The sequence below is a fragment of the Kitasatospora viridis genome, from assembly GCF_007829815.1.
Classification (GTDB): Bacteria; Actinomycetota; Actinomycetes; order Streptomycetales; family Streptomycetaceae; genus Kitasatospora; species Kitasatospora viridis.
On record NZ_VIWT01000003.1, the window covers coordinates 700,452 to 715,008 of the forward strand.

18 protein-coding genes and 1 riboswitch are annotated in these 14,557 nt (G+C 73.7%); of the genes, 10 read left to right on the forward strand and 8 right to left on the reverse strand.

Annotation, left to right across the window (positions count from 1 at the left end):
• Positions 1-15 precede the first annotated feature (15 nt).
• From FHX73_RS33765 to FHX73_RS33775, 3 genes are all read right to left on the reverse strand, one after another.
• Positions 16-813 carry a LysM peptidoglycan-binding domain-containing protein gene (locus tag FHX73_RS33765; protein ID WP_145909755.1) on the reverse strand — a complete coding sequence of 266 codons (798 nt, stop codon included), beginning with the start codon at positions 811-813 and terminating at the stop codon, positions 16-18.
• Positions 814-1,287: 474 nt separating this feature from the next.
• Complete coding sequence (locus FHX73_RS33770; RefSeq protein ID WP_145909756.1) at positions 1,288-1,962, reverse strand: pyridoxine/pyridoxamine 5'-phosphate oxidase; 675 nt, start codon at positions 1,960-1,962, stop codon at positions 1,288-1,290.
• A 3-nt stretch (positions 1,963-1,965) separates the two neighbouring features.
• A complete protein-coding gene (locus tag FHX73_RS33775; RefSeq protein WP_145909757.1) occupies positions 1,966-2,889 on the reverse strand; it encodes a pseudouridine synthase in 924 nt (307 codons plus the stop codon).
• A gap of 245 nt (positions 2,890-3,134) precedes the next feature.
• Between FHX73_RS33775 and FHX73_RS33780 the strand changes: the two genes are divergently transcribed.
• Both FHX73_RS33780 and FHX73_RS46740 read left to right on the forward strand, forming a co-directional pair.
• Entirely contained in the window at positions 3,135-4,523 is a 1,389-nt protein-coding gene (locus FHX73_RS33780; protein ID WP_145909758.1) for a serine hydrolase domain-containing protein, read from the forward strand.
• A 226-nt stretch (positions 4,524-4,749) separates the two neighbouring features.
• Positions 4,750-4,912, forward strand: a riboswitch (cyclic di-AMP (ydaO/yuaA leader).
• Between the two features lie 3 nt (positions 4,913-4,915).
• On the forward strand, positions 4,916-5,821 hold the full coding sequence (locus FHX73_RS46740) for an aggregation-promoting factor C-terminal-like domain-containing protein (RefSeq protein ID WP_145909759.1): 906 nt from the start codon (positions 4,916-4,918) through the stop codon (positions 5,819-5,821).
• A gap of 117 nt (positions 5,822-5,938) precedes the next feature.
• Here the strand turns inward: FHX73_RS46740 and FHX73_RS33790 are convergent, their stop codons facing one another.
• Positions 5,939-6,361, reverse strand: a complete 423-nt coding sequence (locus FHX73_RS33790) for a MarR family winged helix-turn-helix transcriptional regulator (protein ID WP_145909760.1) — start codon at positions 6,359-6,361, stop codon at positions 5,939-5,941.
• A gap of 135 nt (positions 6,362-6,496) precedes the next feature.
• Here FHX73_RS33790 and FHX73_RS33795 point away from each other — a divergent pair, with 135 nt between their 5' ends.
• Positions 6,497-7,381 (forward strand): LLM class flavin-dependent oxidoreductase, encoded by an 885-nt coding sequence (locus FHX73_RS33795; RefSeq protein ID WP_246214039.1) that lies wholly within the window; start codon positions 6,497-6,499, stop codon positions 7,379-7,381.
• A gap of 16 nt (positions 7,382-7,397) precedes the next feature.
• Here the strand turns inward: FHX73_RS33795 and FHX73_RS33800 are convergent, their stop codons facing one another.
• Positions 7,398-7,904: a methylated-DNA--[protein]-cysteine S-methyltransferase gene (locus FHX73_RS33800; RefSeq protein WP_246214040.1), complete on the reverse strand. Its 507-nt coding sequence runs from the start codon at positions 7,902-7,904 to the stop codon at positions 7,398-7,400.
• 287 nt (positions 7,905-8,191) lie between these two features.
• Here FHX73_RS33800 and FHX73_RS33805 point away from each other — a divergent pair, with 287 nt between their 5' ends.
• On the forward strand, positions 8,192-8,932 hold the full coding sequence (locus FHX73_RS33805) for a hypothetical protein (RefSeq protein WP_145909763.1): 741 nt from the start codon (positions 8,192-8,194) through the stop codon (positions 8,930-8,932).
• A 97-nt stretch (positions 8,933-9,029) separates the two neighbouring features.
• The gene (locus FHX73_RS33810) at positions 9,030-9,353 is read left to right on the forward strand and encodes a hypothetical protein (RefSeq protein ID WP_145909764.1); all 324 of its coding nucleotides are present in this window, start codon (positions 9,030-9,032) and stop codon (positions 9,351-9,353) included.
• Positions 9,354-9,392: 39 nt separating this feature from the next.
• Here FHX73_RS33810 and FHX73_RS33815 read toward each other — a convergent pair whose 3' ends face one another.
• Positions 9,393-9,818: a PPOX class F420-dependent oxidoreductase gene (locus FHX73_RS33815; RefSeq protein ID WP_145909765.1), complete on the reverse strand. Its 426-nt coding sequence runs from the start codon at positions 9,816-9,818 to the stop codon at positions 9,393-9,395.
• Positions 9,819-9,912: 94 nt separating this feature from the next.
• Here FHX73_RS33815 and FHX73_RS33820 point away from each other — a divergent pair, with 94 nt between their 5' ends.
• The 4 genes from FHX73_RS33820 (at position 9,913) to FHX73_RS33835 (ending at position 12,723) form a co-directional block, all read left to right on the forward strand.
• Entirely contained in the window at positions 9,913-10,530 is a 618-nt protein-coding gene (locus FHX73_RS33820) for a hypothetical protein (RefSeq protein ID WP_145909766.1), read from the forward strand.
• 59 nt (positions 10,531-10,589) lie between these two features.
• Positions 10,590-11,489: a phosphatidylinositol-specific phospholipase C gene (locus FHX73_RS33825; protein WP_170305192.1), complete on the forward strand. Its 900-nt coding sequence runs from the start codon at positions 10,590-10,592 to the stop codon at positions 11,487-11,489.
• A gap of 222 nt (positions 11,490-11,711) precedes the next feature.
• Complete coding sequence (locus tag FHX73_RS33830; protein ID WP_170305193.1) at positions 11,712-12,236, forward strand: RICIN domain-containing protein; 525 nt, start codon at positions 11,712-11,714, stop codon at positions 12,234-12,236.
• A gap of 211 nt (positions 12,237-12,447) precedes the next feature.
• The gene (locus tag FHX73_RS33835; protein ID WP_145909769.1) at positions 12,448-12,723 is read left to right on the forward strand and encodes a hypothetical protein; all 276 of its coding nucleotides are present in this window, start codon (positions 12,448-12,450) and stop codon (positions 12,721-12,723) included.
• 60 nt (positions 12,724-12,783) lie between these two features.
• Here the strand turns inward: FHX73_RS33835 and FHX73_RS33840 are convergent, their stop codons facing one another.
• On the reverse strand, positions 12,784-13,563 hold the full coding sequence (locus FHX73_RS33840; protein WP_145909770.1) for a maleylpyruvate isomerase N-terminal domain-containing protein: 780 nt from the start codon (positions 13,561-13,563) through the stop codon (positions 12,784-12,786).
• A 105-nt stretch (positions 13,564-13,668) separates the two neighbouring features.
• Positions 13,669-14,061: a hypothetical protein gene (locus FHX73_RS33845; protein ID WP_145909771.1), complete on the reverse strand. Its 393-nt coding sequence runs from the start codon at positions 14,059-14,061 to the stop codon at positions 13,669-13,671.
• A gap of 243 nt (positions 14,062-14,304) precedes the next feature.
• Here FHX73_RS33845 and FHX73_RS33850 point away from each other — a divergent pair.
• Positions 14,305-14,557, forward strand: a 253-nt coding sequence (locus FHX73_RS33850) for an isochorismatase family protein (protein WP_145909772.1), incomplete at its 3' end; no start/stop codon positions are given.

Below are 14,557 nucleotides of genomic sequence, written 5' to 3' on the forward strand. Positions count from 1 at the left end.
GCTACCTGGATCGGATCAGATGCTGAGGACCTGGCCCGGCATGATCAGGTCCGGGTTGCCGCCGATGACGGAGGCGTTCTTCGCGTACAGCGACTGGACGGTGGTGCCGTTGGCCGCCGCGATGGCGCTCAGGGTGTCACCGCTCTTGACGGTGTAGCCACCGGTGGTGGGCGCCTGCTTGGCCTTGCGGTGCTCCTGCTTGGCGGTGCCCTGGGTCTGCGGGGCGGCCTTGGGGGCGGCCTGCTGGACCGGGGCGGCCGGCTGGGCCTGCTGCTGGACCGGGGCGGTCTGCTGCTGGGCGGCCGGGGCCGGGGTGTTGGTGGTGCTGTTGTTGCTGGAGCTGGTGTTGCTGGTGGAGCTGGTGTTGCTCGCGGTGGTGCTGGAGGAGGTGTCCACCTGCGCCGGGGCGCCGCCCGCGGTCAGCCCGGCCTGCACCGAGCACACCGGCCAGGCACCCGGGCCCTGGTCGGCCAGGACCTTCTCGGCGACCGCGATCTGCTGCGCCGGGGTGGCCTGGTTGGCCTGCGGCGCGTACTGGGTGCCGCCGTAGGCGGCCCAGGTGGACGAGGTGAACTGCAGGCCGCCGTAGAAACCGTTGCCGGAGTTGATGCTCCAGTTGCCGGTGCTCTCGCACTGGGCGACGGCGTTCCACGTGGAGGTGGAGGCGGCGGAGGCCGTGGTGGCCGTCACGAGGCCCGCCACCGGCAGGGCGGCGATGACGCCACCCATGACCGCCATGCGGACCCGGTTGCGCTTCTTCGGGGTCTCGGTGGCGGCGGCGGTGGTGGCGGTGTTCTCGTTACGGAAAGTCAATTCTGTCCCTCTCGACAAGGTCCCAGGGGCCGCACGGAACCAAGGTCAGGTGAGTGACTGGGTTCCTGGGCCGCATCCGGTGGACGGAGCGTGACGTGTCTGACGCCCTGCTCCGTCCCGGCGCACCCGCTCCGGACCACGTGTTCCGCGGTCGGGCTCTCGGGTGATCCCGGGTAGCGCTTGCTGCGCTGAGATCGAAGTTAGGGAACCGGCTGCCCGATATCAACCATTTCGGGATCGCCGCAGGCCAGCGGCCGTTACCCGCGGAAACCTGCGGGGCAAAACGGACTAAAACCACCGAAAACTCGGCAAATCACGGCGGCCTCCTGGGGTCCGGTGTGACCGAGGCCACCGGCCGCGGAGGCCGCGCGCTCGACGCAGCGTCAGGGTGTGGCGCCGTGCCGTCACATTTCGACCCGCCAGTGGCCCGGGCCACACGCCGACCGCCCGCTACGGCCGACGGTCCGCGCCGGCTCACGGCCAGAGCAGCTCCCGCCGCCACCCCTCGCCCGCCCGCCGGTAGGCCAGCCGCTGGTGCCGGCGGTCGAAGGAGCCCTGCCAGAACTCCACCTCCACCGCCCGCACCCCGTACTGCCGGTACTCGGCCACCACCAGCTCCGGTTGCCCGGCCAGCTCCCGGTCCGCCTCCCGCCAGGCCCGGTCGAACCGCTCCGGCCCGGCCAGCGGCTCGCTCTGCCGCCCGACCAGCGCCGCCGTCCGGCTCTTCGGGCTCAGCTCCCGGAAGGCCGCGGCCGTCCGCTCGACCGGCGCCGCCTCGACCGTGCCCCGCACCCGCACCTGGCGGCCCAGGGCCGGCCAGTAGAAGGTGAGCGCCGCCCGCGGGTCGGCGGCCAGCTGCCGGCCCTTGGGGCTGCGGGCGTCCGCGTGGAACCACCAGAGGCCGGGCTCCGGATCCAGCTCGCGCAGCGCGACGACCCGCCCGTCCGGCGCACCGTCCAGCCCGGTGGTGGCCAGCACGGCGGTCTGCGCGTCCGGCACCCCGTCGCGCAGCGCGCCGATCAGCCAGTCGGCGAACAGCTCGCCGGGCCCGTCCGGCACCGCCGCGGTGTCGAAGGCCGGCGGCAGCTCGCGCGCCATCGCCGGGTGGGCGTACAGCAGCTCCCGCAGTTCGCTGCGCCGGTCCGTCATCGCTCACGCCTCCCAGGCGCTCAGGGTGCGGCGCGAGCGCAGGCTCAGCTCGCGGCCGGTGATCGGGTCGGTGAAGTCCAGGCCGACGGCCAGCAGCTGCAGCGGTGCGGAGAAGTCGTCCGGCACGGTGGCCGGCAGCACCTGCGGGTAGATCGGGTCGTTGGTGATCGGCACGCCGAGCGAGCACATGTGCAGCCGCAGCTGGTGGGTGCGCCCGGTGTGCGGCAGCAGCCGGTAGAGGGCCAGGTCGCCGCGCCGCTCCAGCAGCTCGACCTCGCTGACCGCGTTCACCTCGCCCGGCTCCTCCCACGCCGCCAGCTCGCCGGGCACCTTGACCATCCGGCTGCGCACGGTGACCGGCAGCTCCAGGTCGGCCCGGTAGGGCGCGACGGCCCGGTACTCCTTGCGCACCAGCCGGTCCCGGAAGAGCGTCTGGTAGGCGCCGCGGGCCGCCGGGTCGGCGACGAACATCACCAGTCCGGCGGTCAGCCGGTCCAGCCGGTGCGCGGGCACCAGCGCGGGCAGGTCCAGCTCGTCGCGCAGCCGGGAGAGCGCCGTCTCCACCACGTGGCTGCCGCGCGGCATGGTGGCCAGGAAGTGCGGCTTGTCCAGCACCACCAGCCGCTCGTCGCGGTGCAGCACGTCGAGCGGGAACGGCACCGGCACCTCGGGCGGCAGGTCGCGGTGGAACCAGACGCTGGTGCCGGGCCGGTAGGGGGTGCGGGCGTCGATCGGGCCGTCGGTGGCGACGATCTCGCCGCCGCGCACCATCTCGTCCAGCCGCTCGCCGAGCCGCGCGGGCAGCCGGTGCGCCAGGTACTCGGCGACGGTGGCCCACTCGCCGTCCAGCGGCAGCCGCATCCGCACCGGGTCCACCCCGCGGCGTTGCGGCAGGGGGGCGGGGGTGGGCGTGCCGCGGCGTCTCATGGGAGCTGACCCTAGCCAGCCACGCGCCCCCCGCGCACACCAGTAGGTGTCCGGGACCTCGGGTCTTGCGGGCCGCGGCGGCCTTCCGCGGGCCTCGGCGACCCCGACACGCGCGGCGCCGACCGCCGTCGCCCGCGCCCCCCACGGGCCGGGTCGGACCGTGAGCCGCATATTGCCGGGCCATCGCGGCCCGGTCCGGGTAAGGTCGAACGTCGGCCACCCCACAGCTGCGAATGCGAGGTCAGATGCCGGATGTGTCGGACGAGTTGCCGTCCCTGGAACTGCTGCCCCAGACCCGTCGGGCGCTCCTGCACCGGGTGGCCGTCGGTCAGGCGGACGGCCGGGCGCCGTCGCTGATCGGTGCCGTGCTGCGCGGCGGGCAGCTGGTGTGGTCCGGGGCCCGCAGCATGATCGAGGGTCACGCGCCCGATGCCAACGTGCAGTTCCGGATCGGTTCGATCACCAAGACCTTCACCGCGGTGCTGGTGCTGCGGCTGCGCGACGAGGGCCTGCTCGACCTGGCCGACCCGCTGGAGCAGCACCTGCCGGGCACCGCGGCCGGCCGGGCGACGGTGCGGGAACTGCTCGGCCACTCGGCCGGGCTCACCGCTGAACCGCCCGGACCCTGGTGGGAGCGGGCCCACTGGGCGGCCCGGCCCGAGCCCGGCGAGCTGCTGGAGGAGCAGCCGTTCCGCTATCCGGCGGGCGAGCGGTTCCGCTACTCCAACCCGGGCTACGCGCTGCTCGGCGCGCTGGTGGAGCGGCTGCGCGGGGAGCCCTGGGCGGAGGTGCTGCGCCAGGAGCTGCTGGAGCCGCTGGGCATGACCCGCACCACGCTGCTGCCGCAGGCCCCGCACGCCGGCGGTTTCGCGGTGCACCCGTGGGCGGACGTGATGATGCCCGAGCCGCTCACCGACACCGGGCCGATGGCGCCGGCCGGGCAACTCTGGTCCACCGCCGCCGACTTGATCCGGTTCGCCGCGTTCCTGTGCGGCGGGAACGAGAAGGTGCTCGCGCCGGAGACGCTGGCCGAGATGCGCCGCCCGGCGGTCGCGCCGGAGGGCGACTGGACCAGTTGCTACGGGCTCGGCCTGCAGCTGCGCCGGGAGCACGGGCGGCTGCTCTTCGGCCACGCGGGTTCGGTGCCCGGCTTCCTGGCGGGCCTGTGGGTCTGCGAGGAGGAGGACGTGGCGGCGGTCGCGCTGACCAACACCACGTCAGGTGCCGCCGCCGGCACGGTCGCCGCCGACCTGGTGCGGATCGTCGCCGAGCAGGAGCCGCGGTTCCCCGAGCCCTGGCGGCCCGTCATCGAGGTGGCGCCGGAGCTGCTGGCGGCGACCGGGCCGTGGTTCTGGGGGCCGGCGCCGCTCACCCTGCACCTGCTCTCCTGCGGGGAGCTGGAGCTGCGGGAGGCGGGCCGGGCGGGCGGCCGGACCAGGTTCCAGCGCGAGGCGGACGGCAGCTGGACGGCGCAGGACGGCTACTTCGCCGGCGAGCCGCTGCGGATGGTGCCGGCCGTCGACGGCTCGCTCTCGCACCTCGACCTGGGCGGCCTGGTGCTGACCCGGCAGCCGTACGGTCCGGCCGGGGTGGTCCCCGGCGGGCTGGACCCGAAGGGCTGGCACCTGGGCTGAACCGGGCGGGCCGCGGGGGCCCGATCCGTGGGGTCCCGTGGGGCCCGTGCGGCACGGGGTCGTCCGGTCCGGACGGCCCCGTTCGGCTTCCCGTCGAGCCCCCCGGCCGAACATGAGACACCTCACATCCGCTTGTGATAGGACCTTCGGCCTGTTTACGGTGCATCTCGTTCGTCTCCACACGAACCTCGCTCTCCGGAACGCCGAGCCCTGCTGCCGGAACGAGTGAGCACGTGCACCAGCACCGCAGCAGGGGCGGGGGAACCACAGGTAAGTCGCCCGGTCCGGATCCGTCCGGACGGGGCTTGGGGTGAAGCCGCGCTCAGCGCGGCCGGGCAACTCCAGCCCGAATCCGACAGCTCACCTCGTAGGCGTGGGAGAGGAAACGCACGATGTCCGTCAACGGTCGTCCCACCCTGCCCAGCCGCGCCGCCATGAAGCGCGCGGTCGCCGTCGCCGTCCTCGCCGGTGTCGGCGCCGGTCTGCCGCTGATCGCCGCCGGTGGCGCCAGCGCCGCCACCCCCGAGCACCGCGCGCCGCAGCACCACTCGGTGCAGCAGCACCACCACGCCGCCCAGCACGCCGCCCCGGTGCAGCAGGCCGCCGCGCCGGTGCGCACCGCCCCGCAGGCCGCCCCGGTGGCCCAGCAGCAGGCCGCCCCCGCGTCCTACACCGTCGTCTCCGGCGACACCCTGTCCAAGATCGCCACCTCGCACAGCGTGCAGGGCGGCTGGCAGTCGCTGTTCGAGCTGAACAAGTCGGTGCTGCCGCACGGCCCGAACATGATCTTCCCCGGCCAGCACCTGTCGCTGGGTGGCCACCAGCAGGCCGCCGCCCCGGCGGTGCAGCAGCAGAGCGCCCCGGTGCAGCAGCAGTCCGCGCCCGCCACGGACTCGTCCAGCTCCGCCAACTCCGCCGGCTCCGACAACTCGGGCAACTCCGGCGGCGGCTCCTCGCAGCAGTCGGCCCCGGCCGCCCAGACCGCCGTGACCGCCTCGACCGACTCCTCGGCGGGCTCGCTGCAGGCGCTGGCCGCGTCCATCGTCCCGGCCGACCAGCTGGCCTCCTTCGACCAGATCATCAGCCACGAGAGCGGCTGGAGCGTCACCGCGACCAACCCGAGCTCCGGCGCCTACGGCCTGCCGCAGGCCCTGCCCGGCAACAAGATGGCCTCGGCCGGCGCCGACTGGCAGACCAACCCGGCGACCCAGATCAAGTGGGCGCTGCAGTACATGAACGACACCTACGGCAGCCCGAACGCCGCCTGGGCGTTCTGGCAGACCCACTCGGCGTACTGATCCCGGTGATCGCCGACCGCTGAACCCCGTTCGGCCCGTGGCCGCCCGGTCCGACATCGTCGTCGGACCGGGCGGCCACGGCGCGTTCGGGGCACGGTTGCCGGGGCTGACCCGGCGTCAGTCCGCCTCGCCGTAGCGGACCAGGTGGCGGGCCAGGTCGGCGAGGTCGGCGTCGCTCCACCCGGTGAACCGCTCGGTGAAGGACTGCCGCCGCACCTCGTAGGCCTCCCGCAGGAGCACCAGCCCGGCCTCGCTGGGCCGCAGGATCTGGCCCCGGTGGTCCTCCGGGTCGACCTCGCGGCTGACCAGCCCGAGCTTCTCCAGGGCGCTCACCTGCCGGCTCACCGTCGACTTGTCGAGCAGGAAGTGGGCGGCGAGGTCGGCCGCCCGGCAGCCGCCGCGCTCGTTCATCAGGTCGAGCATGCTGTACATCACCAGGGTCAGCCCCGGGTGCATCTGCGAGGCCTTGTGCCGGGCCCGGCGGGCGAACGCGGTCAGCTCGCGCTGGATGGTCTCGATCGAGGCGTCTCGGCCGGACAACGACGTCTCCTTGGTCACGGGGATTTCAGTTGCATAGTACAACATGAATGGTGCCTAACGGAGCGTGAGCCAACGTCTAGGGTGGCCGGGAACGGATCGTACTGCGCGGCGGAGGGCGGACGGATGCAACTGGGCGTGTCACTGGAGCCCCCGCGCTGGCGGGCCCACGGGGGCGGGGCGGTGCTGCAGACCGCACTGCGGGCCGAGCAGCTCGGCCTCGACTACCTGCTGATGTCCGACCACCTGCTGGCCAGCGAGGGCGGCGCCAACCTCGACCCGCTGATCACGCTCGCCGCGGTGGCCGGCGCGACCGCCCGGATCCGGCTGGCCACCAGCATCCTGGCCCTGCCCTACCGCCACCCCCTGGTGGTCGCCCAGCAGGCCGCCGCCCTGGACGTGATCTCCGGCGGCCGGTTCACCCTCGGCGTCGGCACCGGCTGGGACCCGGCGGAGTTCGCCGCGCTCGGGCTGGAGGTGCGCCACCGCGGCGCCCGCACCGACGAGGCGCTGGAGCTGCTGCGCGCGCTCTGGTCCGGCCCGCCGGTCACCCACACCGGCCGGTTCACCAGCTTCGACGGGGTGGTCCCGGCAACCGCCCCACGGGCGAAGGGCGGCCCGGACATCTGGATCGGCGGTCAGAGCGACGCCGCGCTGCGCCGCGCCCTGCGGTTCGGCGACGGCTGGCACGGCGGCGTCAGCACGCCCGAGCAGGTGCGCGAGGTGCGCGAGCGGCTCGCCCGGTTCGGCGAGGAGTTCTACCGCGACCCGGGCGAGCTGACCCTCTCCACCGTCTGCTTCGTCGTCCCGCCCGGCTTCGAGCCCGAGGTGCCGCTGCCCGGCGAGCCCCTCGGCGGCCCCGGCGCGAGCAGCGGCCAGCTGTTGGACGCGCTCGGGCGGCTCGGCGAGGCCGGGCTGTCGATGGTCTCGCTCTGGCTGCCGCTCGGACCGCTGCGGCTGGTCGAGGCGCTGGAGTGGGTGGCGAACGACCTGCTGGAGCCGCTGCGCCGCCGGTTCGGCTGAGTCGGGCCGGGCCGACTCAGCCGAGCGCGCCCTCGCGGGTGAGCAGGTACTCCTTGCGCTCCAGCCCGCCCGCGTAGCCGGTGAGCGCGCCGGTCGAGCCGACGATCCGGTGGCAGGGCCGGACGATCAGCAGCGGGTTCGCCCCGATCGCCATGCCCACCGCCCGCACGGCCGCGCGGGGCGCGCCGATCTGCTCGGCGAGCTTGCCGTAGCTGGTGGTCGCGCCGTACGGGACGGTGTCGACCGCCGCCCAGACCCGCTGCTGGAACTCGGTGCCGGTGGCGCGCAGCTCGATCTCGAACTCCTCGCGCTCCCCGGCGAAGTACTGCGCCAGCTGTTCGGCGACGGCCGCGAACGCCGCCGGGTCCTCGGTCCAGTCCGGCCCGACGGTGGCGGCGCGCTTCTGGCCGGTCATCGAGAGCGAGTGCAGCAGCAGGCCGCCGGGCGCGGTCGCGGAGCGCTCGCCGACCAGCAGCAGCGGACCGATCGGGCTGTCGACGGTGGTGTGGACGGTGCTGGTCACGGCGGGTGCTGCCTCTCTGCGGACGGTTTCGCTACCCCTCCACTCTGCCGGGTCGGCGCAGGGCGGACCGGCGGATTTCGGACCTGGCGTTGGACCCGGCGTTGGACCTGACGTTGGACCTGACGGTGGCCGGGCCCCGCGGGCGGTGTTCCTCACATCCGTCCGCATCCGCCCGCAGATCATTTTGTCTGCCCGCTTTGAGCCAGTACGGTCGATTCAGAGTTCAAATTCGAACCACTTTCCACCAGCCACACGGGAAGCCCAGGAAGCCGAGGAACAGGACCGACATGCCCAAGCGCCCCAACGCCAAGCAGCCCGCCGAGCCGATCGGCGACCGCCGCGCCAAGGCCGCCGCCGCCCGCCAGGCCGAGCTGCGGGTCGAGCGGCGCCGCCGGCTGCTGGTCCGCTCCGCGATCGGCGCGCTCGCGCTCGCCGTGGTCGGCGGCGTCACCGCCGTCGCGGCCACCCGGCACGAGGGCTCCACCGGCAGCGGCACCGCCGCCGCGATGCCGGCCCACCCCCGCACCACCGCCGACGGCCGCACCACCCCCGGCCCGTGGGACACCCCGGCCGACCCCGCGAGCGCCGTCGCCGCGGCCGGGCTGCCGATGCTGGACTCCGAGGGCACCGTCGAACACATCCACGCCCACCTGGACGTCTACGTCGCCGGCACTCAGGTCACCGTCCCCGCGCTGATCGGCATCGACGAGAGCGCCCAGCGGATCAGTCCGCTGCACACCCACGACACCAGCGGCGTGATCCACATCGAGTCGCCGGTGCAGACGGACTTCACCCTCGGTCAGTTCATGACGGAGTGGCAGGTCTCGCTCTCCGCCGACCACCTGGGCGGCAACACCGCGGGCGGCGACCACACCCTGACGGCGTACGTGAACGGGAAGCCGGTCAGCGGTGACCCGGCCGCGATCGTGCTGCACGCCCACGACGAGATCGCCCTGGTCTACGGCACGGCGGCGGAGAACGCCCAGCTGACCGTCCCCGGCAGCTACTCCTTCGCGGCCGGGCTCTGACGCACCGTCGCCCGGGCCATCGCGGGGCCCGGGCGCCGCGACGGTCTGACACCTGGTCATCACCTGGTTGTCACACCCGCCGCCTACTGTGTGAAACGTGATCACCACGACCACGCCCCTGCCGCTGGCCCTGCCCGCCGACCTGATCGCCCTCCAGCACGCGCTGCTGGCGGCCGACCGGGTGGTCGGCGACTTCGCGCTGGCCGTGCGGGACCGGCGGCGGGCCGCCTTCCCCGAGCCGCACCAGGCGGTCCAGCGGTGCACCTGGAACGGGGCCGAGCAGGCGGAGTTCGACGCCCGCTGGGCCGCCTACGAGCAGGCGGGCGCGGCGCTGCGGGCGCACCCCGTGCTGGTCCGGGCCCGGGTGCTGGGCATCGAGCCGCGGGTGCTCCAGGCGCTGCGGCGCGCGGCGCTCAATTAGGGCGTGACCCGAAAGGCACGCCCTGACCCACCCGGGCGTTCAGTCGGCGGCCACCGCGGCCTTGGGGCTGACCCCGCGGCCGAGGGTGCGGGTCACCGCGATCTCGATCACCACGCGCTCCGGGTTCGGCCGGGGCGTGCGGTAGCGCTCGGCGTAGCGGCGCTCGGCGTCCGCCACCTCGGCCGGCTCGTCGCGCAGCACGGCCCGCCCCTCCAGCGTCCCCCAGCGCCCGCCGTCCACCTGACAGAGCGACACCAGCGCACCGGCCGCACCGGCCGCCGCGACGTTGCGCGCCTTGCGGCTGCCGGCGCTGGTGATCACCCGCGCGATGCCGGTCTCCGGGTCGAAGGTCGCGCCGACCGGCACCACGTGCGGCGTGCCGTCGGGGCGCAGGGTGGTGAGGGTGCAGATGTGGCGCTCGGTCCAGAACGCGAGGAACTCAGGCGTGAGGGAGAGGGCGGTCATGAGGGCACCCTAGTTCAACGGTCACCGGCGCCCGCCCGCTAGGCTCGCGCCCGCCCGAACGACCGGGGCGGCCAGAGCGGGGAAGGACCGACGGATGATCGAGATGCACACCGTGCTGGAGGTCTACGAGCCCGACGGCTTCACGTTCTGGCCGGTCGCCGCGGTGGACCGCTACGGGTACCTGCGCCTGCACGGGGGGATGACGCCCGCCGAGGTCGGGCTCGCCGTGCAGCGGATCGCCGACTACAACGACGTGGACCAGGAGATGGACCAGCCCCGGGAGACGGTGGCGGCGCTGCTGGAGGGCCTGTTCACGGTCGACGCCCAGGTGGTGCCCGGCGGCCTGCGGGTGGTGGACACCAGCACGGGCGTCACCGTGCAGCCCGGCTGCTGCGCCGGGGTGGAGGAGTGGCGCTGCTGGCGGAACGTGACCGCCGACCGGTCCGGGCCCGACCTGGGCCACGACCCGAGCCCGCTCGCCGAGCTGCGGGGCGGCCTGGTCCGCCTCACCGCCGACTGCGAGGAGCCCGGCAGCCCGTTCATCGAGCTCCCCGTCGAGGAGTGGGAGCAGGGCGTGGACGGGATCGAGCGCGACCTGAGGGCGTTCCTGCGGCTCGCCGCCGCCTGGGCGGCCGAGACCGTGCCCGCGCACGCGGAGCTCCTCGGCACGATTCTCGCCGCCGCTCTGGAACTGTCCGGCCCGTCTTCCTGATAATGGCCATGCCAGCGCGGCCCCGTGTCGCCGCGCGCGCCCAACCAGGAGGCCACCGGATGGATCTGATCGGACGTCAGCCGACCCGCCGCACCCTGCTGGGCGGCGGCCTCGCGCTCGGCCTCACGGCAGCGCTCGGAGTCGGCCGCGCCCGGGCGGCCGACCTGCCCGGCGGCGCCGACTGGATGGGCGCGCTCCCCGACGGCGCGCCGCTGGCCCGGCTGACCGTCCCCGGCACGCACGACACCTGCTCGCTCTACGGCGGCCCGATCACCCAGTGCCAGACGCTCTCCGTGCCGGACCAACTCGCCGCCGGCGTCCGGTTCCTGGACATGCGCTGCCGGACGATCAACGGCGTGTTCGCGATCCACCACTCACAGTTCTTCCAGAACATCTTCTTCGGCGACGTGCTGAACGACTGCCAGGCCTTCCTCGCCCAACACCCGGGCGAGACGGTGCTGATGCGGGTCAAGCAGGAGTACTCCACCGTCTCCGACGCCGACTTCGCCGCGATCTTCGACAGCTACCAGAGTCGCTGGCCCGGCCTGATCTGGTCCCAGGGCCGGGTTCCCGCCCTCGGTGAGGTACGCGGCCGGGTGGTGCTGCTGGCCGACAACGGCGGTCTGCCGGGCATCGGTTGGAACGGCCCGCTGGTCGACCTGGAGGACGACTACCAGATCGGCACCGTCTTCGACATCGCCGGGCGCAAGTGGCCCGAGGCGTCCGCGCACTTCGACGCCGCCCGGGCGGCCGGCGACCCGCAGCGCCTCTTCATCACCTTCACCTCCTCCTCCGGCTGGGGCCTGTGGCCGCGCCAGGCCGCCGACGCGATGGCCCCGCACCTGGCCGGCTACCTGGCCGGGCTGGACCGCTCGGCCCGCCCGGTGCTCGGCACGGTGCCGATGGACTTCGTCACCCCGGGCTCGCCGGCCGCCTGGTACGGCCTCAACTTCGGCTAGGCCAGCGCAGTGACGCGTTGGACCGGTAGTGCGTTGGACCGGTAGTGCGGTGGGCCGGTAGCGCGTTGGGCCGGTAGCACGGTGCGCGGGGGTGGTGTGCGCTCCACTCGATGGGTGATTTCTGATCATATGACTGTGTCATTGACAGATAACCCAGAGTCGGCGGCGAGGCTGGGGCTGCTCCGCTCCCCATCCACCTCACCGAAAGCGATCCCCGTGAACGTGACCCGACTCCGCTCCTCCGCCGTGGTCGTTCCGCTCCTCGCCCTGGCCGCCACCGTGGCGACACCGGCGCCCCAGGCGCTCGGCGAACCGGCCGCGCCGGTGTCGGCCCGGCCGGGAACGATCGTCACAGCGGGCGTCCGGTGCGTGGACGTCGCCTGGAGCGAGACCACCGACGGCGACGACATCCGCCAGTGGGACTGCAACGACACCGACGCCCAGCAGTTCTCCATCGAGCCCAACCCCAACGGCACGATGGAGATCCGCACCTCCTTCGGCAAGTGCGTGGACGTGCAGAAGCGCAGCCCCGAGGACGGCACCCGGATCCAGCAGTACACCTGCAACCACACCCCCGCCCAGGAGTTCACCTTCCGCCCGGTGGCCGGGCAGCAGTCGGTGCAGATCGTCACCTTCGCCGGCAAGTGCTTCACCGTTGCCGGGAACCTCGCGTCCAACGGCTCCCCGCTCGCGCAGGAGCCCTGCGACGAGGACGAGGACCTCTCCCAGCGCTTCCTGATCGGCTAGCGCGGCCGTCCCCACCCGTCTCCAACCGTCTCCACCTCCGGAGACGCCGGGCTGTGTCCCCAGCTCAGGTCCCCGCTCCCTGAGACGCCGTCCCATCATCGCTCCGCCCCCTGGCAGCCCTTCGCCGGTGCCGCGAAGGATCAGTCCTCGCAGGGGGCGGAACACCCCTGCGGACTCGAATGTCCATCAGGAATCGAAGGGACCCGAAGCGATGACTCGCTCCATCAACTCCGCACGTCGGTACGCCACTCTCGCGGCCACGGCCGCCGCCGCGATCGCGGTCGGCACGGTGATCGGCCTGCCCGGCAGCGCGTTCGCCGGCGGGACGGGAGCGTCGGCCCGGCCGGTGGCCAACCGGGCGGCCGACGTGGTCACCGGCCTGCTGGGCGACAACGACTCGCTCCACGAGGCCCCGCAGGCCGTCTGCGCCGACTGGACCGGGTCGGCCTCGACCAGCGTGGCACCGGCGACGCCGGACATGTGCTGAAACGACGTCAGGGAGGTGCGACGGCACCTCCCTGACGCGGCATCGCGTATCGATCGCGGACTACCGCTCCGGGTCCCACTCCACCAGCTGGTCGAAGACGTTGGTGTCGCCCCCGAGCTTCAGGGTGTCCAGCGGGAGGCGGCCGTAGAAGCCGAGCACCATGTCGCTGGCGGTGCCCCGGGCGGTCGCGGTGACCTCGGAGTCGGCGGCGGTGTCGCCCTCGGGCAGGCGCTCGAAGCCGGCGCCGGCCGCGGAGAACGAGTTGCGCCAGGAGTGGCCCTCGGTGACGTGGTAGTCGACCGCGCCGGGCTCGTGCGGCCACGCCTCCGTGGTGGTGCACACGGTGGAGAGGAACTCCTCGACACCGTCGATCGCCAGCTCCGTCGGCACCGGCTGCACGTCGCCCACGGTGAGCTGGGCGTCGTAGGTGTGCACGGTGATCTCGTGCAACTGGCGGCGGGCGACGCCCGCGACGGTCAGCGGCGTCTGCGACTTGCCCCACCAGCCCCAGCAGCCGCGGTCCGGGCCGGCCTCCCGCAGCGCGTCCAGCAGCAGCTCGAACGAGTCGGCCAGCCAGGCCTGGAGCGCCTCGCGCTCCTGGGGGGCGACCGCCACACCCAGCGGCTCCGCCTTGGCCGTCGCGTCCGGCCCCGCGGCGACGGTGGCCGCCCAGGCGCGGCGCCCCTCGCCGATGTGCTGCACCAGGTCGAGCAGCGTCCACTCGGGGCAGGTGGGCACGGGGATGTCGAGGCTGGGTGCGGCCGCGACCGCGGCACGGAAGGCGGTCGACCGCTCGTCGATCAGACGCAGCAGGTCGGAGAAGTTCAGAGTGTTTTGCACGGCGGATTTCTATCACCACGCCCGACAGGTGGACAGCGATTTAATCGACGGTTCGATCGAAGCCTCGGCGCCCATTTCCTGACGGTGCGTCAATTGCACTCCTGGTCAACCTCGGCGGCGCCGGTAATAGGCGACCGTGACGACGATGAGCAGTGGCCCCCACAGCAGCAGCGGCGCGTAGCAGGCGTCCATCACGACGAGGGCGAGCCCGGTCGGGGCGCCCTGCGCACCACCGAAGCCCTTGGCGTTGGGGACCGTCAGGGCGAGCAGCACGGCCGCGCCGAGGGCGGCCGGGATCACGGCGGCCAGCGGCGCGACCCGCCGGCCGCCGAGGAACGGGATCCAGCGCGGCACCACCTCCCCCCACGGCTGGACCAGGCCGAGGGTGAGCAGCGTGAGCCCCTCGACGCCGATGCTCATCGCGACGCAGACGACGCTGAACCAGCCGGGAACGTCCAGGTGCGTGGTGTCGAACCCCACCGGGACGCCGATCCCCATCAGGACCCGCCAGATCCCGGACGGCGCGGCGGTGAGGGCCGCGAGGCGCGCGGCCCGGACCGCCCAACGGGCGGGCGGCGGGGCAGGGGCTGCGGAGGTTGCGGGGGCTGTGGAGGTTGCGGGGGCTGCGGAGGCTGCGGGGGCGGTGACCATGGCTCCATGCTGGCCGGTGGAGCGGCGTCGCCGGATCGTGCGCGGGGACCACCTCAACTCCCCCGCACGGGTGGCCCTACGATCATCCCCATGACCTCCGCGACCTCCGCACTGCTCCTCGTCGACCTGATGCCGCGCATCGTCGCCCTGCCGCTCGCCCCGCACTCCGGTGACGAAGTGCTGGCGCGCAGCCGCGAGTTGGCCGCCTCGTTCCGGGCGAGCGGGCGGCCCGTGGTGCTGGTCCGGGTGGAGCGCCCGAACGTCGCCGAGCAGCCGCCGGGCAGCGACTTCGCCGACGGCCTGGTGCACGACGGCGACCTGGTGGTGGTCAAGCGCACCATCG

Bases quoted from the DNA above. Each gene is read 5' to 3' on its own strand.
- FHX73_RS33770 (WP_145909756.1), bottom strand. From the start codon at position 1,962: ATGACGGACCGGCGCAGCGAACTGCGGGAGCTGCTGTACGCCCACCCG.
- FHX73_RS33775 (WP_145909757.1), bottom strand. From the start codon at position 2,889: ATGAGACGCCGCGGCACGCCCACCCCCGCCCCCCTGCCGCAACGCCGC.
- FHX73_RS33780 (WP_145909758.1), top strand. From the start codon at position 3,135: ATGCCGGATGTGTCGGACGAGTTGCCGTCCCTGGAACTGCTGCCCCAG.
- FHX73_RS46740 (WP_145909759.1), top strand. From the start codon at position 4,916: ATGTCCGTCAACGGTCGTCCCACCCTGCCCAGCCGCGCCGCCATGAAG.
- FHX73_RS33805 (WP_145909763.1), top strand. From the start codon at position 8,192: ATGCCCAAGCGCCCCAACGCCAAGCAGCCCGCCGAGCCGATCGGCGAC.
- FHX73_RS33815 (WP_145909765.1), bottom strand. From the start codon at position 9,818: ATGACCGCCCTCTCCCTCACGCCTGAGTTCCTCGCGTTCTGGACCGAG.
- FHX73_RS33820 (WP_145909766.1), top strand. From the start codon at position 9,913: ATGATCGAGATGCACACCGTGCTGGAGGTCTACGAGCCCGACGGCTTC.
- FHX73_RS33825 (WP_170305192.1), top strand. From the start codon at position 10,590: ATGGATCTGATCGGACGTCAGCCGACCCGCCGCACCCTGCTGGGCGGC.
- FHX73_RS33835 (WP_145909769.1), top strand. From the start codon at position 12,448: ATGACTCGCTCCATCAACTCCGCACGTCGGTACGCCACTCTCGCGGCC.
- FHX73_RS33845 (WP_145909771.1), bottom strand. From the start codon at position 14,061: ATGGGGATCGGCGTCCCGGTGGGGTTCGACACCACGCACCTGGACGTT.